Genomic DNA, 23,997 nt, shown 5'->3' with positions numbered 1-23,997 from the left:
ACGCATAGCCTCCGAGAACTGCCCGGTCGAGGACCGTGGTTGGCTAATCGGGAAAGGCTGCGGATCGTGACGCTGCGGGAAAAGGTCGAGAGCCGGCTCGCCGGAGAACTCGCGCCGGGGGAGCGCGTGCTGGACGCGCTGGTCGCGTTCCGCACCGGCGGCGTGCGCAAGACGATGGTCGCCGGCGCGGCGGGCATCGCGGGTCTCGCCGGCGCGGCCGGGATGGCGCTCGCCGCGCGTCGCGGGCAGACCGAAGCCCCTCAAGTGCCGATCTCGACCCCGGGCCGGTTCGTCTTCTCGCTCACCTCGCACCGCGTCGCACTGTTCACCGTCGGCGGCATCGTCCGGGCCGCCCCGGGCAAGCCGCTGCGGTCGTGGACGCTCGACCAGCTCGCCTGGGTCTCGGAACCCGAACTGCACTCCGGCGTGGCACAAGCGCTCCGGGGCCGGATCGGCGTCGCGGGCGAAGGCGTCCTCGGCTACGAATTCGCCCGGCTCCAGGTCGACGCGGGACGGTCCATGATCAAACGACTGGCCCGCGCGCTGCAGGAACTCGAATCCTGACCGTTCATCGTTCTTCGAGCCGGGTCAGCTCGTCCGGCAATGGTCCAAGATGGACGATCCCCAGCCGCCGGGTCGCGCGGGTCATCGCCACGTAGAGGTCGTTGCGCCCGCGCGGAGCTTCGAGGATCCGGGCCGGGTCGACGATCAGCACCGAATCGAACTCCAGCCCTTTCGCTTCCGCGGGTGTCAGCAGCGTCGTCGTGCCGCTTTCCCGCAACGATGCCAGCCGCCCCGGCGGAGCGATCACCGCGAACTGCCCGCGAAGGTGCTCCTCGGCAATCCCGTCGACGACCCGCGCCAAGTCGGCAAGCGTGCTCCGTACCCGCCACGGCGATTCTCCCGCTGCCCGCACTGACCGGGGCCGCAGCTGCCCCGCGGCCAGCAACTCGTTCGCAGCCGCCATGATCTCCGTCGGCGTCCGGTAGTTGACACTCAACTCCGCCACCCGCCACCGGTCCGCCACGTGCGGCCGCAGCACCTGCTCCCACGACTCCGCTCCCGCCGGATCGCCCGTCTGGGCAAGGTCTCCGACCACCGTCATCGACGTGCCGGGGCAGCGCCGCATCACCATCCGCCACGCCATCGCAGACAACTCCTGCGCCTCGTCGACCACCACATGCCCGAACGCCGGGACGGACTCGCCGAGCAACGCGGCCGCCTCGTCCAGCAACGGAATGTCTGCCGCGCTCCATCCCTCGCCGCCGAACACCTCACCCACCACCACCTCGGCAGTCAGCGGTGGCCACAGCTCGTCCAGCACCCCGCACACTGCGACGTCGGCCAGCAGCGCTTTACGCAGGTCAGCGACGTCAGCCTCGTCCAGCAACCGCCGGGGCCCCTCGTCCTGCTCCGGTCCGATCACCACTCCCGCCGCCGCCAACGCCCGCAGATCCGCCGGGCTGAGCCGCCCGTCCGCACTGCCGCCGTCGATGGCCTGGCCGCTCTCGGTGAAGACGACATTCTCCAGCTGATCGGCCAACCGCTGCGCGAGAAGTTCCGTCATCCGCTGCTGAAACACCAACCGAGCCTGCTGATATGGCAGTCCCTTGCCGAGGGCGAACTCGACCGCACCCCGCCACTCGGCTGGCTCCAACCGCACGACCTGCTGCTCGAACGTCACCTCGACGGCTTCGCTGTCCTGATTCCGGACTGCCCCCACCCGTTTCCAGACTGCCGTCGCGATCCGCCCCGCCGCCTCCGCTCGCCCCTTGCTCTCCGCGACCCCGACCGGATCCACCCGGCTGACCTCGACGTCCGGCCGCAGCCCGGCAATCGTCACCGTCACCACCGCCTGCTCGCCCAACCCGGGCAGCACCTGCCCGATGTAGTCGAGAAAGACGTCACTGGGCCCGATCACCAGCACCCCGCGGGTACGCAACTGGGGCCGCGTGTACATCAGGTAGGCCAGCCGATGCAGCGCCACCGCGGTCTTCCCGGTCCCCGGCCCGCCCTGCACCACCAGCACACCCGCGTACCCGTCGCGGACGATCCGGTCCTGCTCGGCCTGCAACGTCGTGACGATGTCGCCCATCCGCCCGGTTCGGTCCGCTGTGAGCGCCGCCATCAACGCCGCCTCCCCGACGAGGCCCCCGGTGTCCGCCGCGGCGGGATCGAGCAACTCGTCGTCCAGTGCGGTGACCACCCGCTTCCGGGTCGTGATCCGCCGCCGCCTCCGGACCCCGTGCGCCTCCGCCATGGTCGCGGTATAGAACGGCTGCGCCGCCGGAGCCCGCCAGTCGAGCAGCAACGGCTCGTCCGCGCCGTCCTCGAACAGCCCCAAACGGCCGATGTACCTACGGATTCCGTCGTCCGTCTCCAGCCGCCCGAAGCAAAGCCCGTCCTCGACCGCCGCCAGCCGAGCCGACTCCGCCCGCCAGCGCGCCGCCGCCTCCGGATCCGCGCTGTCGAGCCCCTTCACCGCGTCCTCGCGCAACGCGTCGAGCCTGCCGTAGAGGCTGGTCACGTACTCCTGTTCGAGGACAAGCTCCCGCTCGACACGGTTTTCCTCCGGCACCCCAGAACTCCCCGCTGTCGGGTGATCGATGGCATCGAGGGTGCGCGGCGATTGGGGGAAAGAACAGTCTTGTCTTCGCGGGCGGCGTCAGCCGAGCCGACCGGGGGAGTGCTTGCCGTGGCATCAGACCCTTGCCGTACAAGGAGTTCCGGCCTTCGTCCGGTTGCCGGAGATTCGTGCCGTGGTTGCTCTGGTTGCGTCGCTGTCCGGTTTTGTCGGTGGGGCCGGGTAGCGTTCCGGTTCGTGGACGTTCGGGAACGTATTCAGGAGCTGGCCGATCAGGTCGTAGTGCTGCGCGACGCGTACTACCGGGGCTCGCCGGTGGTGGCGGACGCGGAGTACGACGCGATCGAGGACGAGCTGCGCGGGTTGATCGAGGCGAGCCCCGACCTGGCCCCGGACCCGAATCCGCTGGACCAGGTGGGCGGGCCCGCGGTGCTGCACGCGCCGATCCGGCATTCGCGGCCGATGCTGTCGCTGGAGAAGGCGACGAAGCCGGAGCAGGTCGAGGCGTTCTTCGACCGGTTCCCCGGCCAGCCGGTGGTCGTGATGCCCAAGCTGGACGGCCTGTCGCTGGCCCTGGTGTACGAGGACGGCCGGCTGGCCCGAGCGGTCACCCGCGGCGACGGGACCACCGGCGACGACGTCACCATGCTGGTGCGCGCGCTGACCGACGGCGTTCCGCACCAGGTCAGCGCCCCGGGTCGGGTCGAGGTGCGCGGCGAGGCGGTGATGCTGCGCTCGACGTTCGCCGCCTACAACACCGCGCACCCGGACAAACCGCTGATCAACCCGCGCAACGCCGCGGCGGGCACGCTGCGCGCGAAGGACCCGGCCGCGGTCGCCGAGCGCCGGCTGCGCTTCTTCGCCTTCGACCTGGACACCGAACCCGGCAGCTCGGAAACCGACCTGGGCAGCGGCCTGCTGGCGCTCGGGTTCACCGCGGCGGACATGCGCCGCTGCGCCGACGCGGCCTCCGCACAGGCCGTGATCACCACGATCGAGCAGCAGCGCAACGACCTGGACTACGACATCGACGGCGCCGTCCTGCGGCTCGCCGACCGGGCCGCGTACGCCGCCGCGGGCACCCGGTCGAGTTCGCCGCGCGGGGCGCTGGCGTACAAGTTCGCCGCCGAGGAGAAGACCACCGTGCTGTCCGATGTGGTCTGGGACGTCGGCAAAACCGGCAAGATCGCCCCGGTCGCGTGGCTGGAGCCGGTCTTCGTGGGCGGGACCACGGTCACCCGCGCGACGCTGGCCAACCAGGAGGTCATCCGCGCCCGCGGCATCAAGATCGGCGACACCGTGCTGGTGCGCCGGGCGGGCGACGTGATCCCGTTCGTCGCCGGCGTGCTCGACGAGTCGAAGCGCACCGGAGCCGAGCGGGAGATCGTGCCCCCGTCGACGTGCCCGTCGTGCGAACAGCCGCTCACCGAACAGGGCAACAGCCGGGAACTGTTCTGCACCAACGTTTCCTGCCCCGCGCAGACCGTGCGGCGGCTGATCCACTGGGCGTCCCGCGCGGCCGCCGACATCGACGCGATCGGCGGCGTGTGGATCGAACGGCTGGCCGAGGCCGGGATCCTGGAACACCCGTCGGACTTCTACCGGCTCACCAAGGAACGCCTGCTGGAATTCGACCGCATCGGCGAGGTCTCGGCGACGCGGATGATCGAGTCGATCGACGCCAGCCGCCGGGTCGGGCTGCGCCGGGCGCTGATCGGGCTCGCGATCCCGATGGCGTCGGAAGGCACCGCCGCCCGGCTGTGCCGCGCCGGATTCGCCTCCCTGGAAGCGGTGCTCGAGGCGGGCGTCGACGGTCTCGTGGAGGTAGAGGACATCGGACCGAAGGTCGCCGCCTCCCTGGTGGAACACCTCACCCGGCTGCGCCCCGAGCTGGAGCGTCTGCGAGAACGCGGAGTGTCCCTGGACGTCCTGGAAGAAGACCTCCCGCCCGCCGTCGTCGCGGGCGCGCCGCTGGAAGGCAAGACCGTGGTGGTCACCGGCGCGATCAGCGACCCGCGATCCGGGGAGAAAGTGCCCCGCCCCACCTTCCAACGCCTGTGCGAGACGGCAGGCGCGACCACCGCGTCGTCAGTGTCGGCGAGCACCGACCTGCTGATCACCGGTGCCGACGTCGGCGCGAGCAAGCTGACGAAGGCCGAGAAACTGGGCGTCGAGGTCGTGGACCAGGGGGTGATCTGGGAACAGCTGATCGCGGCCGGAGTGGTCTGAGCCCGCTGTTTCCCCGAACGGACGACCGCCGCCTGGGAAAACCGGCGGGGAGAGGTCGCCGGATCGTGGCGACGGCTCGCGCTTGCGCATGCCGGAACGGCCGAGAATCGTTCGCCTGGTAACGCGTTCGTCGGATCCTGTCGTGCCGCGGGTTCGCGGCCTCGGGCGGCTTGTTGGTCGCCAGCTGCGCCATCGACGCGTTGTTCGTCCGGCTGTCCGAGGCGCTCGGGCATCCGGAGCGGTTGAGAATCCTTTGCGTGGCAGCGCGTTCGTCGGGATCTTGGCGCGCCGCGCGTTCGCGGCCTCGGGCGGCTCGTTGATCGTTAGCTGTGCCGACGACGCGTTGTTCGTCCGGCTGTGCGAGGTGCTCGGGTATCCGGAATGGTCGAGAATCCTTTGCGTGGCAGCGCGTTCGTCGGGATCTTGGCGCGCCGCGCGTTCGCGGCCTCGGGCGGCTCGTTGATCGTCAGCTGCGCCAACGACGCGTTGTTCACCCGGATGCCCGAGGCGCTCGGGCATCCGGAATGGGCGGCCGACCCGCGGTTTCGGCGGCCGAACGCCAGGCGTCGTGCGCATTCGGCAGCGCGCTCGCCGCGCGGCCCGGCAACAACCGGGTCAGCGCGAGCGTGCGGTGTGGTTGCGGCGAGATGCTCGCGCGAATGGCGGGGCTCCGAGGCAACAAACCCCCGGGCTCGCGCGAACCGTCAACACCCGGCGAGGCGATCAGCCGATGCACCCGCTGGCGTCCAGAGTCCGATCCCGCCGAAACGGTTTCTGGCACCGCTTCGAGAAAGCTGGCGCTCACTCTGTCCTTTCCAGACCGAAGTACGGCTCCGCCGCCTCCAGCCGCGGCACCGTGACTCCCAGCCGTCGGGCGTCGGCCAGTACGTCGCGGCAGATCTCGCGCGGCTCGCGGGCGTCGGGATCGGAGTGCGCCTCGAAATTCAGCCGCGCCGGGGGAAAGTGGGCCAGCATCCACCCGAGCACGGGGACCGTCAGCCAGGTCGGTGCCCGGAACAGCAGCAGCGCGCCCCGATGCCGCCGCACGTCGATGCCGCGGGCTTCGAGGAGCGGCACAAGCTCGCGCCCGGCCAGCAACGCCTCGCGCAGATCGCCCCGGGACCCGGCCAGCGAACTCAACGAGCCGACCCGCACGCCCTGCGAGTGCAGACCCGCGTCCGAGACGAAGTGCACCCAGAGCCAGCCGCGAAAGTCAGGTCGCTCGCGGACCCGGAACCCAGCGTCGCGAAACACCTGCCGCACCACCCGCTCGCGTTCGGTCGGAGGCTCGCCGAGCGTCCCGAACACGGCGAGCGGCAACAGCATCCCGCGCAGCACCCCGTCCTCGCCGAAACCGCCGCCGCCCTGCGGAAACCCCCACGCGACCTGCTCGACGGGAAGATCGCCGATCGCGGCCAGCGGCTCGGACCAGATGTTCCCGAAAACCAGCACCGTCGCCTTCCCGACCCGCGGCGCCAGAAAGGCCGCCGCCTCCGCGAGCCGATAGTGCTGGACGCTCACCACAATCAGATCGAACTCATGACCCGGCTCCAGCTCCTCGCGATACCGCACCGGCCATGTCCGGACACCCCGCCGCCTCCGCGCCCGCAAGTCCCGAACATCGAAGCTGACCGACTCCCCGTACTCCGCCGCGCGACCCGGACGGACATAGAACTCGACGTCGTGCCCCGCCTGTTCCAAGGCCCAGCCGTACATCGTCGCGATCACGCCGCGTCCGAACATCAAGATCTTCACAGCCGCACCTCACGGGAACCCTGAAACTGGAGACAATCTCCACTTTGCCAAGATATGGAGACTGTCTCCGGTTGTCAACGAGCGCCCGCGACGCCTTCCCGGCTAGGCCCGCGATTTCACGCATAATCCCGCCTCGCAGGCCGCGGCCCAGTACGATTCCGCCCAGCATCGACCATCTCCGGGGGAACAACATGAAACGCATCGCCGTCAGCCTCGCCGTGTCCGCGGTCGCCGTGCTCGGGGGAGCGGGAGCCGCGAGCGCGGCCGACTACCCGACGTCCGACTTCGGCGACCACATCAGCGGCGGGGCCGCTGGGGGAACGCTGACCTGGTACAACCGCTCGGTCGGCGTCAGCGGCTACGTCCGCGACGACGCCGGGTCCGCGAGCACCACGGTGACCTTCGAGTTCCGTCAGGCGGGCACGCTGCTGGACGTCCAGACGCGGTCCGCGCTGAACGACTACCGGAAGTTCGGCTGGACCGAACCCGGGCCGTCCGGCGGGTTCAGCAAGGTGGACATCTACCTCGGCCACGGCACCAGCAGGATCCTCATCGCCTCGGTGCCGCGCAAGGTCTGAGCCGCACCGCCGGAAGGCTGCCTCGGATCCGGGCGGACGGCAGATCAGGGTGCCACAGCGCGGATCCGGGGCAGGCAGGCGACGTGACGGGAGTGCTCCGATCGCCGGGGAATCTGCTCCAGCCGTTCCCGTCCGGCGGCTGCGCACGACACGGCCTTGCCGGTCAGCTGGCTTCAAGGCGCGATCGCTCCGGCAGCCAAGCCCGCATCATCTCGGCATACCGCGGCGATGCGGCCAGTAGCTCGTCGTGTCGGCCCAGCACCGTTTCCTGTCCGTCCATCAGCAGCACTCGATGCGCCCGGACTGCCGACGACAGCCGGTGCGCGATCACGATCAGGGTGCCTCCCCGGGCGGCGAAGGCGCGTTCCGCGTGGACCTCCGCTGCTGGGTCCAAAGTGGACGTTGCCTCGTCCAGCACGACGACTCCGGCTGGCGCGGCATAGGCCCTCGCCAGTCCGAGGAGCTGGGCCTCCCCGGCGGAAATGCCCTCCGCACCGGGGCCGAGTTCGGCGTCCAGGCCGCCTAGGCGGGCCAGCAGCGGGGCGGCGCCGACGGCTTCCGCGGCTGCGATCAGGCGGCGGTCGGAGGCTTCGGGGTGGAACAGGGACAGGTTTTCGCGCAGGGTTCCGGCGAAAAGGTAGGCCTGCTGCGGGACCAGCACGAGATGCCGAGGGCGGTCGGCGAGTTCGCTGGCGCGCACGCCGCCCAGCCGGACTTCGCCGTGCTGCGGGGTCAGCAGGCCGGTGAGCAGCGCGGCGAGGGTCGATTTCCCGATGCCGCTCGGGCCGACGACCGCCAGGTGTTCGCCGGGGCGCAGGTCGAGGTTCAGGCCGCGGACGACCGGTTCCGGCGCCGCGCCCCAGCGGAACGTCAGGTCGCGCACGGCGAGTCCGAGCCCGGCGGGGCTTTCGGTCGCCGGACGGCTTTCGGGCGGGGCGGTGGTTTCGGCGAGCCGGCGCAGTGCGACGAGCAACCGGAGGACGACCGTCGACGCGGTGGCGGCGAGCCCGCGCAGCGCGGGTTGCAAGGTCGTGGCGAGGTAGACGAGCGCCCCGAGCGCGGCCCCCGCGGTCAGCTCGCCGCGGGCGACCATCGCCGGTGCGAGGGCGAGCGCGAGCACCAGCGGGACGAACCCGCCGAGCGCCACGATCACCGACCGCAGCGCCGCCGACCTGGCGACCCGTACCGCAGCCGCGGCTTGCCGGTCCACCGCGTCGTCGGCCGTCAGCGCGGCGACCGGTTCGGCTCCGCACGCGACGACGTCGCGCATCCCGGCGAAGATCGAGCCCGTGGCGGCTGCCGTTCCTTCGTCCGCCAGAGTGAGCGCGCGTTGCCGCCGGGCGAGCGAGGGCAGCAGCGCGGCGAACCCGGCCAGCGCGAGCACCACCGGCACCACGACCGGCAACGCCAGCGACCCCGCGACGGTCACCAGCCCGGCCACCGCCGCCGCCGTGGTGACGAGCATGCCGCGGGCCTGGACGAGGAGCCCGCCAGTAGCGTCGCGCACGACCTCGACATGCTGGGTGATCCGCGCGACGCCGCGCGCGTCCGGCCCACTCCGCGGCGGCGCGGGATCATGCAGCACCCCACGCACGACGGCAGTCACCAGCGCGTCCCGCAACGGCTCGACAACCTTGCCCAGCTGCCGCCACACCAGCCGCGACCCGAACGCGCCCCCGAGCGCGGCGAGCCCGAACACCCCGAGCCACCCGAGGCCGACCCCGGGCTTGCCCGCCGCGAACCCGCTGTTGACGGCCAGTTCGACGAGCCGCCCGGAGAAGAACGCGGGCAGTCCTTCGAGGACAGAGCAGGCCAGGAGAACCAGCCCGCCGCGCCATTGCCCGGCAAGGGCGCTCCAGTAGAGGCGGCCGACACTCATGGCCGCTCCATGTGGACGGTGTGGTTGCGCACGAGGGTTGGTTGCGAGGTGGGGTTGGTGCGCGGTGGTGCGGGGGTTGGTTGTGGGGTGTGGTGCGGCGGAGTGGGTGTGGCGCGGTGGCGTGTGTGGGGTGGCTGGGCGGTGAGGTCGGTGCGTGGTCGCGCGGGGTTTGGTTGTGGTGTGTGGTGCGGCAGCGTGGGCGTGGTGTGGTGGCGTGCGTGAGTGGGTTGCGCAGTGAGGTCGGTGCGCCGTCGGGCGGGGTTCGTTTTGAGTGTGTGCTGCGGCGGCGCGGTGTGGTTGCGAACGTGGCTTGGCTGCGCGGGGTTCATTTCTGAAGAGCCATGCAGCGGCGTGGACGCGGTCAGCGTTGCGGGCGCGGATGATCCTGGGGGAGCGGTGTGCTGCGGCCCGCCGTTCGCGGTCGCGCCGTGCGCATGTTGTGTCGGCTGCGCCCCGAGGCGACGGCACGAACCCGCCCCGGCGCGCGGTCCGGCGAGAGCTTTCCGCCACCGCATCCCGCTCACGTCTCCTCCGTGAACACCGCGCGGTACCCCGGCATCTGCCACAACCGCGCGTGCGGCCCGACCGCCCGGACCTGCCCTGCCGCCAGCCACACCACCACATCTGCCCGTGCGGCCATCGCGGCCCGGTGTGTCACGACTACCCTCGTCCGGCGGCCCAACTCCGCCGTCACAGCGCGTTCGGTGATCGTGTCCAGGCTGGCGGTGGCGTCGTCGAGCAGGAGCACCCGCGGGTTCCGTGCGAGCGCCCGCGCGAGGCCCACTCGGGCGCTTTCCCCGCCGGACAGTGGAGTTTCGGCTAGCGGAGTCTCATAACCTTGCGGCAAGCGCACGAGGATGTCGTGGATACGGGCAGTCCGGCAAGCCGCATCGACCGCCGGGACGCTCGCCCACGAGCCATAAGCGACAGCATCGGCGACAGTGGCGCCGAGCAGCGCGGGTTCGGCGGCGGCGTACCCGACGACGGCACGAAGCTCCTCTGGACGCAGTACGGCGAGGTCGCGGCCGTCTAGCAGCACCTGTCCGGCGTCGGGGCGGCGAAGACCGGCCAGCAGGGAGACCACAGTGGACTTTCCTGAGCCGGAACTTCCTACTATCGCGGCGAAACAGCCACCCGGGATGGTGAGGTCTACGTCGGCTAGTGCGCCGTGCACGGTGGCGCTGCGGAGTTCCAGGGTGCCGTTTCCGGGCAGCAGTCCGAGAGAGCCGCGAGCAGGGGGCTCGGTGTCGAGGACTTCGGTGATCCGGAGCGCGGCCGAGCGGATCCGGGAAAGGGTGGTGAGCAAAGGGATTTGCGTGACCAGGCCGAGTCCGAGCGCGACGTAGCCGAGGGCAGCGAGGACGTCCCCGGCGCTCAAGCGTCCGTTCAGGACACCGAAACCGGCGGCGGCGAGGGTGACGATTTCCACCGTGGGGAGCAGGAGACCGGCTCGCCACACCATCCGCGCTTGGGTGCGCCACATGCCCTGGCCGGCGAGGTTCAGCCGCGGCAGGGGACGCAGCACCCGGGCGGCTTCGGCGTCGGCGGTGCCGGACGCGGCGATCGTCCGCAGGCCGGCGACGGCGTCGAGCAGCCGGGCGGACAGTTCCCCGGAAACCCGTTGGTAGGCAAGCACATCCTTCGCCGTTCCGCGCAGGTGCGATCGCGCCAGCAGCAAGGCGAAGGGCAGGCTGCCCAGGAAGACCAGCGCGAGCCGCCAGTCCAAAAGGGCGAGCAGGACTATCGCGCCGGAGGACATGAGCCCGGTCGCGGCCAGCTGCACCACGACTGCGGCGATGCCTCCGGCGGCTGCGCAATCGCCGCTTACCCGGCTGACTGCGTCGCCCGGGGCGAACGGTGAACCGGTGCCTAAGGCGAGCACGCGGTCGGTTACCCGGCGGCGCAGCCAGGCGCTTGCGTTGCTGGTCAGGCGGGCGGGAAGGACCACGATGACGGCGTCGGCGGCGATCTCCGCGGCGCCTACGGCGAGCAGCCACACCACCGCGCCGGTGCTGCTTCGGCCGCTGAGCACCGCGTCGGTGGCGGCGGCGAGTGCGCCGGGCAGCAGCAGTCCGGCGCCGGCGGAGATCAGCGACGCGACGATCAGCGCGGCGAGCCGGGGACGGTCCAGGCGGGCGACCGAGGTCAGGAGGCGATCGGCGGCTCCGGCCATGTCGCTCCCTTCGCGTGGTGGTCGGCGAGTTGAGATCGGCGGGCGGCGTCGGTGCCGGCAGCAAGCGTGGCGTCGGCGGAAGGCGAGGACTGGACGACAACCGAACGCACCGGAAGCCTCGCTGCGCCGGCCGACTCCGGGCAGTTGCCTCGCTGCGTCCGCCGTTTCCCGGCGGCTGCATCGCCGCGCCCGTCGGTTCCCGGCGGTCCCCTTGCCGCGCCCGTCGGTTCCCGGCAGTTGCCTCGCCGCGCTCGCCGATCCCGGCAGCTACCTGGTCGATTCCCCGAGGCTGCCTCGCCGCGCCCGTCGACCCCCGGCAGCTGCCTCGCCGCGACCGCGACAAGCAGTCAGTGCAGAATGAACGGGGCGGGAACGGCGCACTTGTCCTGCGCCGTTCCCGCCCTGCCCGCGCGGTCAGTAGCAGAGAAGCAGGCTGAGTGTGCTCTCGCCGCACCATGCGCTGTAGTGGCTGTGGCCGTGGTGGTCCAGTCCCTGGCCTTCGAGGGCTTCGGGGGCCTCCAACGCCTGCAGCTCCAGGACGTGTTCCATGGGTGTTCCCTTCTCTCGGGGTCCGCCGGCGCTCATCGGCCGGAGGTGTGCGGGGACGGTGCGGAGCCCAGGAAGGGCAGCAGTTCCGCGCCGTCCATTAGTGCGGCGAGCGTGCGGAGGACCCCCGCGCTGCCGGTGCTGACGTCGGTCGACAGGCGAAGCAGCTGGTTGCCGGGGAAGGCCAGCCCGCCGTGGTACGGGACGCCGTGCCACGACAGCCGCGCCAGGTGCAGGTCGATGGCTTCGCGGTCCGGCTCGTCGGCGAAGGACAGCGCGGCGGCGAGCCCGCACCGGCCGTAGAGCAGGCCCGGGTGGATCACGAACTCCCCGCGGCACGCGGCCCGCAGCCCGGGCAGGCTCTGGGCGGCGGCCGAGTCCGGCAGGCTCCGGGCGACCTGTTCGGCGACCAGCAGGATTCCGGCGCTGCCGATCGCGGCGTAGGGGAGCAGGCGCAGGGTGCCGTCGCGGACCTGCAGCGATCCGTCGGACGCGGCAGTGCATTCCTCCAGGTCGCGGGCCAGCACGCGGTCGGCAAGCGTGAGCCACGACGGTTCGCCGGTGTGCTCGTACAGGCGCAGGAACAGCAGCGCGGGCCCGGACCAGCCGCTGAGCAGTCCGGCCCTGGCGAAGCGGCCGGGCGGGTCGGCGGTCTCGAACGCGGTCGCGAGCTTGAGGGCGATGTCCAGCGCCTGGCGGCCGAATTCGTTGTCGCCGCGGGTCGTCGCGAAGTGCAGGCGGGTGAGGCCGATCCCGGCGAGCCCGCTTTCCAGGCCGTGGTCGGTGGTCTGGTTGACCAGCGACTGCGACGCGGCGAGCAGTTCGTCGGCTTCTGCCGAGTAGCCGAATTCCTCGAGGACGTACGCGATGCCGTGGCTGCCGTCGAAGAATCCGGGTCGCGAAGGCGGTTGCCGCCGGGCGGCCGCCAGCAGCCACTGTTCGTACTCCGGAAAACGGCCTGCTCCGGCGACGTGCAGCGAGTGCAGCACGCCCGCGGCGCCGACGCCGAACCCCGCGCCGCCGGAGCGGAACTGCTCGATGTCGCCGGGGAACAGCCGGTCGGTCCGGTCTGGCGTGGCACTCGCGAGGATGGCTTCCGCGATCTGCTTGCGGACCAGCGCCCAGTCCGGCCGCGGCTCGTCCAGCGCGGTGTGGGTCGCGGGCCGGTCGGTGCGCGGGGCGAGCACGGAAACCACGCGGTCGGCGTACCCGTCCGGCAGGTCGAACCGCTGCTGGGCGAAGTCGGCGAGCCCGCGCAGCTTGCCCGGCGCGAGTTCCAGCAGCATCACCAGCGGAAGGAAGAGCCACAGCCGCAGCGCGGCCAGTGCGTGCTCGTCGATCTCGAAACCGTGCCGGTCGGCGGGCGCGCGGAATCCGGGCGCGCCCAGCCCCGGCCGGTCGCCGGAATCGGCGTCGACGGCCAGTTCGAAGTCGATCAGCGACACCCGGTCCTGCTCGTCCACCAGGATGTTCTTGCCGTGCAGGTCGCCGAACACGATCCCGTGCCGGTGGATGTCCGCGACGATCCGTTCGACCTGGGCGAGCACCGCCAGCGCGCGATCGCGGAAGGACTCGAGACCGTCTTCGGCCCGGGTGCCGCTGGTGAGCGGGTAATGCCGGGCGAGCCAGCTGCTCAGCGTGCTGCCGGGCAGGTGCTCCATCGCCAGGTAATGGTGCTCCCACACGGTGAACTGCTCGTACACGCGCGGGACGCCCGGGACGTCCGCCAGCCTTTCGAGCACCTCGCGCTCGTGGTTCAGCCGGGCGACCGCGTCGGCGCCGTCGCGGTCCAGCCCGGCGTGCGGCCGGGCCTCCTTCAGCACGACGGTCTTCCGGTCGACCCCTCGTTCGGCCAGATAAACGCCGCCGCCGTTGGAAAAGTGCAGGGAACCGGTCACCCGGTACGGGAATTCGGCTCCGCTCTTGCGCGCGGCCAGGCTGTCGGACAAACAGGACGGAATCGGCGCCCATTCCGGCACGGAAAAGGACGGTTCCCGCCGGTCGGGCACGAGCGTGCCATCCGGACGGCGGATTGCCAGCACCCTCGTTCCGGCGTGTTCGCTCCACTGTTCGGCGAATCCGCCGTATCGGACGTAAAGCGGGCCTTCGCGGTAGCGCAGATCGCTCAGAATATACGCACCGTGCTCGCCTTCCAGATCGGCGGAAAGGTCGGATAGTATCGTCGCGAGCGCGTCTTCGGAGTGCGGGTAAATCGTGATCAGCTTGCCGCTTCCTTCGCGGGGCGCGTATTTCGAATTGCGGCTGAGCAGGGTCGCCCGGGAGCCCAGATGCTTGTACGCGACCTGATGCTCCACACAGTACCGGTGCACCCGGGACAGTACGCCGGCCGCGTTGTCCAGACCGGCGGAGACGTGGATTTTCCAGCCCTGGGCGGGAAGTTTCCGCCCGGCCGGGCGCAGCGACCGCCAGATCCCGTGCGTCTCGTCCGTCCACCCGGGCCCCGGCAACGGCAGTCCCGCGGCCAGGTCGCCTGCCGCGCCCGGGGATTCCCGCGGTTCGTCGAAGAACAGCGGATCGGCGAAGCAGAAAGCCTCGTACCGGACGTCCATGAAAACGAGCCCTTCCCTTTTCCTGAGGAAAACCGGGCGACTTCGATGTCGGACGGTGACACCATTCCCGCACGAGGGGGGTGCCCCGGCCAATCCGCCAACCCGGGGGTTCGAGGCTCCTCGTCAGGGTGACGGACGCGGGTTCGCGCCGCGAAAACCGGGACTGCGCGTGAGTCATCCCTACCCGATCGGGGTGTAACGAAGACGTTTCCCGGCGACTCGCCCAGGTCGGCGCGGAAAGAGCGGGAGAAATTGGCGGAAGGTCATCAACCCGTTCCGGTGACCCGGCTTCCGCCCGTCGTCCGGCGCGAACCCGGTGCGGATTGGGCCATTCGGGGTGGCGGCGGCGCATTCGCGTCGGGAATGTGCCGCATTCGTTACCGGAGAAGGGGGATCCGCGCGATTCTCGCCCCGCCCAGCGCGCGGTGAAGGACTCCTTGAGGGAATCAGATTCCCTCAAGGAGTCCTTCACGGCGTTTCCGGCCCGCGTTCCTGGCCGCGCGGGCGGAACCTCGGCAATCCCGGGCTCGCGGATCGGCCGTCCGTGAGGGGAACCCTCATGGCTTTCCCGGCCGCGCCTCGCCCAAGCTCCCTACCCGGCCAGCGCCTTCCCCGAACACACCAGGCTTTCCAGCAACTCCACCGCCCGCCGCGCAGCCGGGTGCTCCGCGATCGGCTTCTTCACCGCCAGGCTGAGATGCCGCACCGGCGCGGGAGAAGCCAGCGCCACGGTGGTGAGCCCGTCCGGCAGTTCGCCGATGCCGAGCTCCGGCACCACCGTCAGCCCGATTCCCGTTGCCACGAAAGACATCGCGGTGCGGTAGTCGTGCGTCTCGACGACGAAACTCGGCGAGAACCCGGCTTGCGTGCAGGCGTTGAGCAGCACCTGCCGGCACGGGCCTTCGCGCAGGTCGTTGTCGACCCAATGCCGTTCGGCGAGCGCGGCCAGCGGTACCTCCGGCAGTCCGGCGAGCGGGTCGTCCCTGCGGACGACCGCCAGGTACGGGTCCTCGGCCAGCCGGTGCACGACGACCGACCCGGGATGTTCGGCCCCGGTTTCCTCCACGAAGATGTCGATGTCCGGGTCGCCCGGGGTGAACTCGGTCAGCATCAGGTCCAGCCGCAGGCCGGGGAATTCGGTGCGCAGCGCGGCGACGGTCGGGGCCAGCCAGGTCGAGCCTGCCGAGCCGAAGTAGCCGATCGACAGGCGGCCGACGCGTCCGGCGCGCAGTTCGCTCACCACCTGCTCGACCCGGCTGAACGCCTCGAACAGCGTCTCGGCCTCCGCGGCGAGGGTGCGCCCGGCCTCGGTGGGCTCGATGCCGCGGCCGGACCGTTCGAACAGCTGCAGCCCGGTCTCCCGTTGCAGCGTGGTGATTTGCTGGCTCACCGCGGACGGCGTGTAGCCGAGCGCGGCGGCGCTCGCGCGGATCGATCCTGACGCGACGACTGCGCGCAGCACGCGGAGCCGGGGAATGTCCAGCATGCGGCGAATGTACAGCACTCCTTAACGGAGGTACAGAACTCATCGCTTGTGCTGTACAGCCGACCGAGGCGACGATGGCCAGGTGACCGATCTCGTGGAAACCGTCCCGCCCGCCGGCAAGACCGACCTCGGCAAGATCGCGGCCGCCGCCGGGCTCGCCGTCGTGCTGTGGGCTTCGTCGTTCGTCGCTATCCGCAGCGTTGGGCACGCGCTGTCCCCGGCCCCGCTGGCGTTGCTGCGGCTCGCCGTCGCAGCCGTCACCCTGACCGGGTTCGCCGTGGCCAAGGGCGCGGTTCGCGTCCGGCTGTCGCGCAAGGCGTTCCTGCTGGTCGCGGCCTACGCCGTGCTGTGGCTGGCCGCGTACACCGTCGTCCTCAACGCGGGGGAGCTGCACGTCGACGCCGGGACCGCGGCGCTGCTGGTGAACCTGGCACCGCTGATGGTCGCCGTCGCGGCGGGGAAGTTCCTCGGCGAAGGCTTCTCGCGCTCGCTCGTCATCGGCTCGCTGGTCGCGCTGGGCGGGGCCGCGCTGATCGCGACCGGAGCCACCGGCAGCAACGACTGGGCCGGCGTGCTGCTGTGCTTGCTGGCCGCCGTGCTCTACGCCGCCGGAGTCATGGTCCAGAAGATCACGTTGCGCCACGTCGACGGGCTGACCGCGATCTGGCTCGGCTGCGTCGTCGGCACCGTGGTTCTGCTGCCGTGGGCACCGCAGTTGGTCAGCGAACTGCAGGTGGCATCGGCCGGCGCGGTGCTCGGCAGCGCCTACTTGGGAGTCTTCCCGACCGCGGTCGGCTTCACCGCGTGGGCGTACGCGCTGCGTCGCACGGACGCGGGTCGGCTGACGATGGTGACCTACGCCGTGCCCGCGGTGGCCGTACTGCTGTCCTGGCTGCTGCTCGCCGAAACCCCGACCGCGTACGGACTCGTCGGCGGCGTGCTCTGCCTGGCCGGCGTGGCGATCTCCCGCCGTCGTTAACGGCGTCCCCACCCCGATACGAGGGGATAGGACGACACGGTGAACCGCGGATCGGCGAGCACCCGGCGGAACTGCTCGATGTCCGCCGGCGGCACGCCGTCCGCGGCCAGCTTTTCGGCCAGCTCCACCGAATTCGCCGCCAGCAACCGGATTTCTGGCCCGCCGCCCGGCCACCGGGTCGTGACCCGCGCGCTGCCGACCTCGCGCAGCCCGGCCCCGGCGAGCACCTCCGGCAGCCGCCCGGCCCATTCGACGTCGCTGCCCGCTCGTTCGAGCAGGTCCAGGATCCGGCCTTGTACGGAACGGAAAACCGTCGCGCTCGCCTCGTCCGGCGTCGCGAGCACGGTTTGCCCACGCGGTTCGATTTCTTCGAGGACCAGCCAGCCGCCGGGGGCGAGTGCGCCGGCGAGTTTCGCGACCAGTTCGTCCCGCTCCGGGAAGTGGATCAGCACCAGGCGCGCGTGGATCAGGTCGAATTTCCGGTCCGGGAGCGGCTCCGCGCGGACGTCGTGGCGCACCGCCGAAGCGTTCGCGGGAAGGTCGGCGAGCAGCCGGGTGTCGAGGTCGGTGGCCAGCACGTGCCCGTCCGGACCGGCCTGCCCGGCCAGCCACCGGGCGACCGACCCGCCGCCCGCGCCGATTTCCCAGCAGGACCATCCCGCGCCGACGCCGAGTTTCCCCAGGTGCTCGAACGTCGTCCGGTCGTAGCTGGCTTCCAGTGCGGACATCCGGTCGCTCGCCGGGGCGCTCGCGTTGTCGAACGGGTACTCGTCGGCCATTCCGCCACCCTGCCAGCATCCGCGCGGCGGCGCTGGCAGGATGACGGAAGTCTCAGCAGGTTTCGCGGACGTAGCCGGATTCGCCCTTCGGCGAGACGTCCCGGTCGCGCCGGACGACGCTCAGGCTGCTGCCCCATGTGGCGCACGCGTTGCGCAAACCGTCCTCGGTGTATTCGATGACGATCACGTGGTCGCCGAAATACTGGGTGTATTCCGCGCAATTGTCCTGCTCGCCGCATTCCTCGGCGACGGCGAAGTCCAGCCCGTTGTCCGCCCGCGACGAGGACAGTTCCGAGGTGTTCTTCTGGGCGATCGCCAGGCCTTTCCCGTGCGCACGCGAGGAAAGCAGCTTGACGAGGTCTTGCGCGTTCCGCGCGCTGAGCAGGCCCTGGGACCGGGTGAAGCTGTCGTAGTTGTCCGGCTCGATCGCCTGGTAGCCCTTGCCGGCGCACTCGTCGATCCACCCGCCGACCTTGTCCGCGATCCGGCTCCGCTTGTCCGCGGTGCGCAGGTCGAGCAGCGCCTCGTTCCAGTCGGGATCCATGACGACGTCGCCGTTGCCGTCGCGCAGGACCAGGTCGCCCCATTCGCCCTCGGCGCCGGGCTGGGCCTGGAAAGCGTTGACGTAGCAGATGTTGTACACCCCGGCGGCGGCCGGGGCGCTGTGGTCGCGGCTGACCGCCTGGACGCCGGACGGCGGCTGGTAAGGACCGCCGATCTGATAGTCGAACCCGGCATGCGGAGCGGGCAGCGTGACGCTGTGCGGGGCGGGCAGCGGCGCGCTTTCCGCCGGGCCGGCGGCCCCGAGCGCGCACGCCGAACTGCCGACGAGCAGCGCGGCCGCCGCGGTTCCCCGAGAAATCCGACCAGGAAGCGAATGCATCTGGTGACTCCAGCGATGGTGAGTACGGCCCCGCCTCGGAGGGTTCGAAGACATCCTGGCGACTGGGTCCGGGCTCGCGGGGCATTCCGCATTACCGGCTGGGCGTACTTCTGGCGCCTGCCCGTCCGGCAGGCACCAGAAGTTTAGCGGATCACCGCGCCGCGCCGTCAAGACTCGTTAGCTGCCCAGGGTTTTCCGCAATCCGGGCTGGAGCGCCTCGCCGTGCGCGAGCACCATTTCGTCGCACAGTTCCCAGATCCGTTCGACCGGAAGCGCGGCCGCCGTCGCGGGATCGGCCATCGCGGCGTGGCGGATGTGCCGGGGATCGTCCTCGACCGCGGCGCGCACCACGAGTTCGGTCGTGCTCAGATAGGTGCGGTTGAGCGCCGCCAGCTGCGGCGGAAGCGCGTCCACGCGGGTGGGGCGGATGCCGGTCGCGTCGGCGAGACACGGCACTTCGACGGCTCCGGTCGCGGGGAGATTCGGGATCAGCCCGCGGTTGAGCACATTGCCGTAAACGGTCCGCGGCGTCCCGGTGACGACACTGTGGATGATTTGCGGCGCGTATTCGTTGGTGCCCTCGACGGTGAGCGGTTCGTCGCGTTCGATGGCTTGACGAGTGTGTTCGTATTCGGCTTCGTTCTCCGCCACGACGTCCAGATACGCGCCGATCGGCAGCCGCAGCCGTTCGATTTCGCTGGCGTGGCCCAGATACCAGGGCACGTATTCGGACGAGTGCTCGCTGGTTTCGGTGGGGTAGTAGCCGAGCCGCCGGAACATGTCGAACCGCACGCGCCGCCGCAGCTGCGGGTCTTCGGCGAGTTCGGCGAGCCGCGGGTACAGATCGTTGCCCTGATGCTCCAGACGCAGGATCCAGGCCTGGTGGTTGATGCCCGCGGCGTGGTAAGTGACCTCGGAAAGCGGCACCTCCAGCAGCTTGGCCAGGTCGTGCACGGTCCAGTACACCGAATGGCACAGGCCGACCACGCGGTCCGGGCCGAGCGTTTCGGAGAGGTACTGCACGTTCATCGCCATCGGGTTCGTGTAGTTCAGCAGCCACGCCCGCGGGCACACCTGCGCGATGTCCTCGCCGAGTTCGCGCAGGAACGGGAAAGTGCGCAGGGCCCGGAAGATCCCGCCGACGCCGAGCGTATCGCCGATGGTCTGCTTCACGCCGAAGCGCGCCGGAATGTCGAAGTCGACGCGGGTGGCTTCGCCCATTCCGATTTGGACCATGTTGACGACGAAGTCCGCGCCCTCCAGGGCTTCGCGACGGTCGAGGTGCGCGGTGAGGACGGGCTTGGCGCCGCGGGCTTCGGCGATGTGACCGGCGGCCGCGTGCGCGACGCGCAGGCGTTCCGGGTCGATGTCGTGCAGCGCGACGTGCACCTCGGCCAGTTCGGGATAGGCGAACAGGTCCGCGAGCAGGCCCTGGGTGAACACGACGCTGCCGGCGCCGATGAACGTGATCTTGGTGGTCATGCACTTTCCGTTTCAGTGTTTTCGGTGAGGTGGAGCTCGTTCCAAGTCGGTTGGCCGTCGATCCCGCCGCGCGCGAGCGTCGAACGGCCGCCGCCGGTCACCCCGACCCGGAGCGCGTCGGACAGCGGCAGCCCGCGCAGCATCGCGGCGAGGAACGCGGCGTTGAAGCTGTCGCCGGCCCCGACGGTGTCGAGCGGGCTGATCGGGGACGCGGGAACCGTGACGGTTTCGCCGCGGTGGCGGGCGATCGCGCCGTCGGCGCCGTTCTTGACGACGACCGTCGGCCCTTGTGCGGCGAGGTGCGCCACGGCGTCGAGCAGGCTGGATTTTCCGGACAGCTCGAGTGCTTCGGCGGCGTTGGGCAGGAGGAAGTCGGTCTCCTGAAGTACCAGCGCGATGCCGCTGGGATCCCACTGCCGCGCCGGGTCGTCGTTGGTGTCCAGCGACGTGGTCGCGCCGTGCGCCCGCGCGGTGCGGAACAGCTCCGGCAGCCCGGCGGCCAGCTTGGGCATCAGGAAGTACGATGAGGCGTGGACGTGCTGCGCGCTCGCGAGCAGCTCAGCGGGGACGTCCGCCGCCGACACCGCGTCCAGCACCCCGGAGCTGGTGACGATCGCCCGGCTGTCGTCGCGGGTCAGGATCGCGGTGAGCGGGGTCGGCAACGCCGGATCCACGGTGAGGGCCTGGGTGTCGACGCCGCGCTCGTCGAGGATGTCCCGGACGAAGCGACCGGCGGCGTCGTCGCCGATCCGCCCGGCGAAGGCGGTTTTCAGCCCCAGCCGGGCGGCCCCGGCGGCGGTGATCGCGGCGGACCCGCCGAGCGTGAGCGAGCCGTGGCCGACGAGGTTCTCCCGTTGCCGGAAGTCGAGGTCCCCGGTCAGCGGCCCGAGGACGACGTCGGGGTTGACGTCGCCGAACACGAGCAGGTCGAAGCGGTGCGGCATGCGTGGTTCCTCTGGAGGAGTGCGGTTCAGCCTTTGAGGCCGCTGGAGGTGATGGACTGGATGAAGGTTTTCTGCGCGCCGAGGAAGGCCAGCAGCACCGGCAGCACGGTGATGACGTTCCCGGCCATCACCGCCGCCCAGTTGGTGTGGTGCTGTCCCTGGAAGGTGGTCAGGCCGAGCTGGAGCGTGTACTGGGTGTCGTGGTTGATCGCGATCAACGGCCAGGTCAGGTCGTTCCAGGTGCTGAGGAAGGTCAGCACGGCGACGGTGCTCAGCGCGGGCCGGGACAGCGGGAGCACGATCCGGATCAGCACCCGCAGCCGCGAGCAGCCGTCGATCCAGGCCGCCTCCTCCAGTTCGCGCGGCAGCGACAGGAAGAACTGCCGCAGCAGGAACACCGCGAACGGCGTGACCAGCGACGGGACGATCAGCGCGCCGAGCGAGTCGATGAGGCCGAGCTTCTTCATCACCAGGAACGTCGGGATCATGGTCAGCTGGAACGGCACCGCCATGGTCGCCATCATCAGCCCGAGCATCACCTTCGAACCGCGGAACCGCATGCGGGCGAACGCGTAGCCGCCGAGCGAGCCGAAGACGAGGTTGGCCGCCACGGTCACCACCGACACGATGAGCGAGTTGGTGAACCAGCGCAGGAACAGCGCGTTCTCCAGCACGTAGCGGTAGCCGGAGAAGTCGATCCCGGACGGCCACAGCGACGGCGGGAACCGGTTGATCTCCGCGTTGCTCATCACCGAGCTGAGCAGCAGCCACACCAGCGGGGCGGCGAACACCAGCGCCAGCGGGGCCAGCAAGAGGTGCCACGGGCTGAATGGCAGCCGCCAGCGCCTGGGCTGACGGATCACGCCGGGCAGTTGAGATGCCGAAACCGGGGCAACATGGGCGCGCGTGGTCATCGGATCTCCTTGTCGCGGCGCAGCAACCGGACGCCCAGCCCGAGCGCCAGCAGCACGACGGCGAGCACGTAGGCCGCGGCGGCGCCGTATCCGGCGGTGAAGTTCTGGAAGGCCTGCTGCCAGATGAAGTAGACGATCACCGTGGTCGAGCCGAGCGGTCCGCCCTTGGTGGTGACGTACGTCAGGTCGAACACCTGGAGCGATTGGATCAGCTGCCACAGCGTCAGGAACGTGGTCACCGGCAGCACGGCGGGCAGGGTGACGTGCCGGAGGATCCGGAACGGACCGGCGCCGTCCAGCCGCGCGGCTTCGATCAGCGACGGCGGGACGTCCTGGAGCGCGGCCAGGAAGACCACCATGCAGAACCCGGTGCCGCTCCACAGCGTGATGGCCACGAGGACCAGCAACGCCTGCGACGGGTCGGTCAGAAACCCTTGCGGGCTCAGGCCGATCCGGTGCAGCAGCGAGTTGGCGACACCGAACTCCGGGTCGAGGATGAACGAGAACAGCACGCCCTGCGCGGTGGCCGACAGCACGAACGGAACGAACATCAACGTCCGGTACGCGCCGATGAAGCGCACGCGCCGGTTCAGCGCGAGCGCCAGCGCGAGGCCGAGCACGATGCTCAGCGGAACGTATAACGCCGTGTACAGCAGCGTGTTGCCGACCGCTTGGCCGAAGTGCGGGTCCTGCGCGAGCGCCGCGTAGTTGTCGACGCCGACGAAGCGGGACGGGGTGACGAGGTCGTCGGCCTGGAACGACAGGATCAGCGACCACACCACGGGCACCAGGCCGAGGCCGATGATGACGACGACCGAGGGGCTCAGGTAGGCCCAGGCGGCGGCGGTTTCGCGGCGGCGGCGGGTCTTGGCGGCCGGAGCGACTGTGATCGGGCCGGGATGTACGGACATGGGCGGGGTCCTATCGGGGGATGATGAGGGCGGCGTTGGCCGCGGAAGCGCAGTCGCGCATGGCATCGGCGGGGGTCGCGCGCCCGAGCAGCACCGAGACGATCGCCGCGGCGACGGCCTGCGAAACCTGCGGGTAGGCGGGGTGGTTCGCGCGGACGTGCGAGTTGTCGAGCGACTTGACGAACACGGAAAGCCCGGCGGTGTCCTGGGTTTTCTGCTGCCACTCCGGAAGCCGCTGCGATCCGGCGCTCAGCGGGAGGCTGCCGGCGCCGACGTCCCAGACGACGTCCTGCTTGGGCGCGGTCAGCCACCGCAGGAACGTCTTGGCTGCGGTGAGCCGCCGGTCGCCGTTGTCGAAGACCGTCCAGGTGTCGGGGCCGGAGATGGTGATCGGCTTTCCGGTGAACGTCGGCAGCGGGACGATCTGGTAGTCGATTCCCGCGTCGGCGATGTCGGGCAGCTGCCACGGACCGGTCGGCACCATCGCGATCCGGCCCGAGGCGAAGGCCTGGTACATCTGCTCGGAGCCGGGTTTCGGGTCGATGTAGACACTGCGGTCGACAGCCAGGTTCCGGATCACCTCGAGCGCCCGCACGCCGCTGTCGGCGAAGCCGATGCTGCGGCCGTCCTGGCCGACGATGGTGCCGCCGAGGTCCCAGATCATCGGCCACAGCCGCCAGACGGTGTCCTCGTCGCCCGCGCCGGGCCAGGCGGTGCCGAACTGGCCCTGGTCGCGGTTGGTCAGTTTCTTCGCGGTGGCCACGAAATCCGGCCAGCGCCAGGATTCGTCCGGCAGCGGGACGCCGTGCTGCTGGAACAGCTTCTTGTTGCAGGCGACGGCCAGCGAGTCGAGCATCGCGGGCACCGCGCGGACGCGCTCATTCACGGTGACCGCTTCGAGCGCGGGTTTCCAGAACTGAGTGCCGTCGTTGACGACGTCGCCCATGTCGGCCACGCGCGGGCTGCGGGCGATGCTGGCGAGGTCGGAGCCGAAGATGTACGCGATGTCCGGGTAGGAACCGGACGCGAGCGCCGCGGTCACCTTTTGCAGCATGGCGTCGGCCAGCACGCCGCCGCCGAGGTCGATCCGGATGTCGGGGTGCTCGCGCTGGAACGCGGCGACGAGCTGCTTGAGGACTTTGAGACCGGTGTCGCTCTGGCCGTGCCACATTTCGACGGTGACCGGTCCGGAGGTGGCGGCGGGGGCCTCGGCGCACGCCGCGGCGGCGGGCACCAGCGCCATCGCCGCCGCGCCGCGGAGAAAACCGCGCCGGGTCAGGGTTCGCACGCGCATGGGAGTGTTTT

The 23,997-nt window shown here is 70.7% G+C and carries 18 protein-coding genes; 4 read left to right on the top strand and 14 right to left on the bottom strand.

The window, feature by feature from the left end; all coding sequences use genetic code 11:
- Positions 1-39: 39 nt before the first annotated feature.
- Entirely contained in the window at positions 40-564 is a 525-nt protein-coding gene (locus FKO37_RS31835; RefSeq protein ID WP_158714481.1) for a hypothetical protein, read from the top strand.
- Positions 565-568: 4 nt separating this feature from the next.
- Here the strand turns inward: FKO37_RS31835 and FKO37_RS31830 are convergent, their stop codons facing one another.
- On the bottom strand, positions 569-2,578 hold the full coding sequence (locus tag FKO37_RS31830; protein ID WP_238606905.1) for an ATP-binding domain-containing protein: 2,010 nt from the start codon (positions 2,576-2,578) through the stop codon (positions 569-571).
- A gap of 243 nt (positions 2,579-2,821) precedes the next feature.
- On the opposite strand from FKO37_RS31830, the gene ligA reads away from it, so the two are divergent.
- A complete protein-coding gene (ligA, locus tag FKO37_RS31825; protein ID WP_238606904.1) occupies positions 2,822-4,813 on the top strand; it encodes an NAD-dependent DNA ligase LigA in 1,992 nt (663 codons plus the stop codon).
- Between the two features lie 801 nt (positions 4,814-5,614).
- Here ligA and FKO37_RS31820 read toward each other — a convergent pair.
- Positions 5,615-6,568: a ketopantoate reductase family protein gene (locus FKO37_RS31820; protein WP_238606903.1), complete on the bottom strand. Its 954-nt coding sequence runs from the start codon at positions 6,566-6,568 to the stop codon at positions 5,615-5,617.
- A gap of 191 nt (positions 6,569-6,759) precedes the next feature.
- On the opposite strand from FKO37_RS31820, the gene FKO37_RS31815 reads away from it, so the two are divergent.
- Positions 6,760-7,146 (top strand): hypothetical protein, encoded by a 387-nt coding sequence (locus FKO37_RS31815; protein ID WP_037813020.1) that lies wholly within the window; start codon positions 6,760-6,762, stop codon positions 7,144-7,146.
- 163 nt (positions 7,147-7,309) lie between these two features.
- On the opposite strand, the gene FKO37_RS31810 is transcribed toward FKO37_RS31815, so the two are convergent.
- From FKO37_RS31810 to FKO37_RS31790, 5 genes are all read right to left on the bottom strand, one after another.
- A complete protein-coding gene (locus FKO37_RS31810; RefSeq protein WP_238606902.1) occupies positions 7,310-9,025 on the bottom strand; it encodes an ABC transporter ATP-binding protein in 1,716 nt (571 codons plus the stop codon).
- 520 nt (positions 9,026-9,545) lie between these two features.
- The gene (locus FKO37_RS31805) at positions 9,546-11,198 is read right to left on the bottom strand and encodes an ABC transporter ATP-binding protein (RefSeq protein ID WP_238606900.1); all 1,653 of its coding nucleotides are present in this window, start codon (positions 11,196-11,198) and stop codon (positions 9,546-9,548) included.
- Positions 11,199-11,612: 414 nt separating this feature from the next.
- Positions 11,613-11,747: a class III lanthipeptide gene (locus FKO37_RS31800; RefSeq protein ID WP_158691391.1), complete on the bottom strand. Its 135-nt coding sequence runs from the start codon at positions 11,745-11,747 to the stop codon at positions 11,613-11,615.
- 32 nt (positions 11,748-11,779) lie between these two features.
- The gene (gene lanKC / locus FKO37_RS31795) at positions 11,780-14,314 is read right to left on the bottom strand and encodes a class III lanthionine synthetase LanKC (RefSeq protein WP_238606898.1); all 2,535 of its coding nucleotides are present in this window, start codon (positions 14,312-14,314) and stop codon (positions 11,780-11,782) included.
- A gap of 592 nt (positions 14,315-14,906) precedes the next feature.
- Positions 14,907-15,800, bottom strand: a complete 894-nt coding sequence (locus FKO37_RS31790; protein ID WP_037813014.1) for a LysR family transcriptional regulator — start codon at positions 15,798-15,800, stop codon at positions 14,907-14,909.
- A gap of 82 nt (positions 15,801-15,882) precedes the next feature.
- Here FKO37_RS31790 and FKO37_RS31785 point away from each other — a divergent pair, with 82 nt between their 5' ends.
- A complete protein-coding gene (locus FKO37_RS31785) occupies positions 15,883-16,779 on the top strand; it encodes a DMT family transporter (RefSeq protein WP_238606896.1) in 897 nt (298 codons plus the stop codon).
- Here the strand turns inward: FKO37_RS31785 and FKO37_RS31780 are convergent.
- The 7 genes from FKO37_RS31780 to FKO37_RS31750 all read right to left on the bottom strand — a co-directional run bounded on the left by FKO37_RS31780 (position 16,776) and on the right by FKO37_RS31750 (position 23,986).
- Positions 16,776-17,558, bottom strand: a complete 783-nt coding sequence (locus tag FKO37_RS31780) for a class I SAM-dependent methyltransferase (RefSeq protein ID WP_238606895.1) — start codon at positions 17,556-17,558, stop codon at positions 16,776-16,778. The two genes, FKO37_RS31785 and FKO37_RS31780, sit on opposite strands and share 4 nt — an antisense overlap.
- A gap of 52 nt (positions 17,559-17,610) precedes the next feature.
- Positions 17,611-18,441, bottom strand: coding sequence for an endo alpha-1,4 polygalactosaminidase (locus FKO37_RS31775; protein WP_238606894.1), 831 nt, complete (start codon positions 18,439-18,441; stop codon positions 17,611-17,613).
- Positions 18,442-18,618: 177 nt separating this feature from the next.
- On the bottom strand, positions 18,619-19,923 hold the full coding sequence (locus FKO37_RS31770; RefSeq protein ID WP_238606893.1) for an alpha-glucosidase/alpha-galactosidase: 1,305 nt from the start codon (positions 19,921-19,923) through the stop codon (positions 18,619-18,621).
- Complete coding sequence (locus FKO37_RS31765; RefSeq protein WP_238606891.1) at positions 19,920-20,867, bottom strand: carbohydrate kinase family protein; 948 nt, start codon at positions 20,865-20,867, stop codon at positions 19,920-19,922. Before FKO37_RS31765 ends, FKO37_RS31770 begins: the two co-directional genes overlap by 4 nt.
- A 26-nt stretch (positions 20,868-20,893) precedes the next feature.
- Positions 20,894-21,781 (bottom strand): carbohydrate ABC transporter permease, encoded by an 888-nt coding sequence (locus FKO37_RS31760; protein WP_037813004.1) that lies wholly within the window; start codon positions 21,779-21,781, stop codon positions 20,894-20,896.
- Positions 21,778-22,692 (bottom strand): carbohydrate ABC transporter permease, encoded by a 915-nt coding sequence (locus FKO37_RS31755; RefSeq protein WP_037813002.1) that lies wholly within the window; start codon positions 22,690-22,692, stop codon positions 21,778-21,780. The genes FKO37_RS31760 and FKO37_RS31755 overlap by 4 nt, the downstream gene beginning before the upstream one ends.
- A 10-nt stretch (positions 22,693-22,702) precedes the next feature.
- Positions 22,703-23,986: an ABC transporter substrate-binding protein gene (locus FKO37_RS31750; RefSeq protein WP_107051043.1), complete on the bottom strand. Its 1,284-nt coding sequence runs from the start codon at positions 23,984-23,986 to the stop codon at positions 22,703-22,705.
- Positions 23,987-23,997 lie beyond the last annotated feature (11 nt).

The organism is Amycolatopsis sp. Poz14, assembly GCF_006704225.1.
Taxonomy (GTDB): domain Bacteria; phylum Actinomycetota; class Actinomycetes; order Mycobacteriales; family Pseudonocardiaceae; genus Amycolatopsis; species Amycolatopsis nivea.
Note: the sequence above shows the minus strand (reverse complement) of the source record. Positions and strands in the feature narration are given on the sequence as shown.

What these genes read in the sequence shown, in the direction of transcription:
- FKO37_RS31810 (WP_238606902.1), bottom strand. Translation starts at nt 9,025, where the DNA reads ATGAGTGTCGGCCGCCTCTACTGGAGCGCCCTTGCCGGGCAATGGCGC.
- FKO37_RS31765 (WP_238606891.1), bottom strand. Translation starts at nt 20,867, where the DNA reads ATGCCGCACCGCTTCGACCTGCTCGTGTTCGGCGACGTCAACCCCGAC.
- FKO37_RS31815 (WP_037813020.1), top strand. Translation starts at nt 6,760, where the DNA reads ATGAAACGCATCGCCGTCAGCCTCGCCGTGTCCGCGGTCGCCGTGCTC.
- lanKC (WP_238606898.1), bottom strand. Translation starts at nt 14,314, where the DNA reads ATGGACGTCCGGTACGAGGCTTTCTGCTTCGCCGATCCGCTGTTCTTC.
- FKO37_RS31775 (WP_238606894.1), bottom strand. Translation starts at nt 18,441, where the DNA reads ATGCATTCGCTTCCTGGTCGGATTTCTCGGGGAACCGCGGCGGCCGCG.
- FKO37_RS31780 (WP_238606895.1), bottom strand. Translation starts at nt 17,558, where the DNA reads ATGGCCGACGAGTACCCGTTCGACAACGCGAGCGCCCCGGCGAGCGAC.
- FKO37_RS31805 (WP_238606900.1), bottom strand. Translation starts at nt 11,198, where the DNA reads ATGGCCGGAGCCGCCGATCGCCTCCTGACCTCGGTCGCCCGCCTGGAC.
- FKO37_RS31760 (WP_037813004.1), bottom strand. Translation starts at nt 21,781, where the DNA reads ATGACCACGCGCGCCCATGTTGCCCCGGTTTCGGCATCTCAACTGCCC.
- FKO37_RS31800 (WP_158691391.1), bottom strand. Translation starts at nt 11,747, where the DNA reads ATGGAACACGTCCTGGAGCTGCAGGCGTTGGAGGCCCCCGAAGCCCTC.
- FKO37_RS31755 (WP_037813002.1), bottom strand. Translation starts at nt 22,692, where the DNA reads ATGTCCGTACATCCCGGCCCGATCACAGTCGCTCCGGCCGCCAAGACC.
- FKO37_RS31790 (WP_037813014.1), bottom strand. Translation starts at nt 15,800, where the DNA reads ATGCTGGACATTCCCCGGCTCCGCGTGCTGCGCGCAGTCGTCGCGTCA.
- FKO37_RS31770 (WP_238606893.1), bottom strand. Translation starts at nt 19,923, where the DNA reads ATGACCACCAAGATCACGTTCATCGGCGCCGGCAGCGTCGTGTTCACC.
- FKO37_RS31750 (WP_107051043.1), bottom strand. Translation starts at nt 23,986, where the DNA reads ATGCGCGTGCGAACCCTGACCCGGCGCGGTTTTCTCCGCGGCGCGGCG.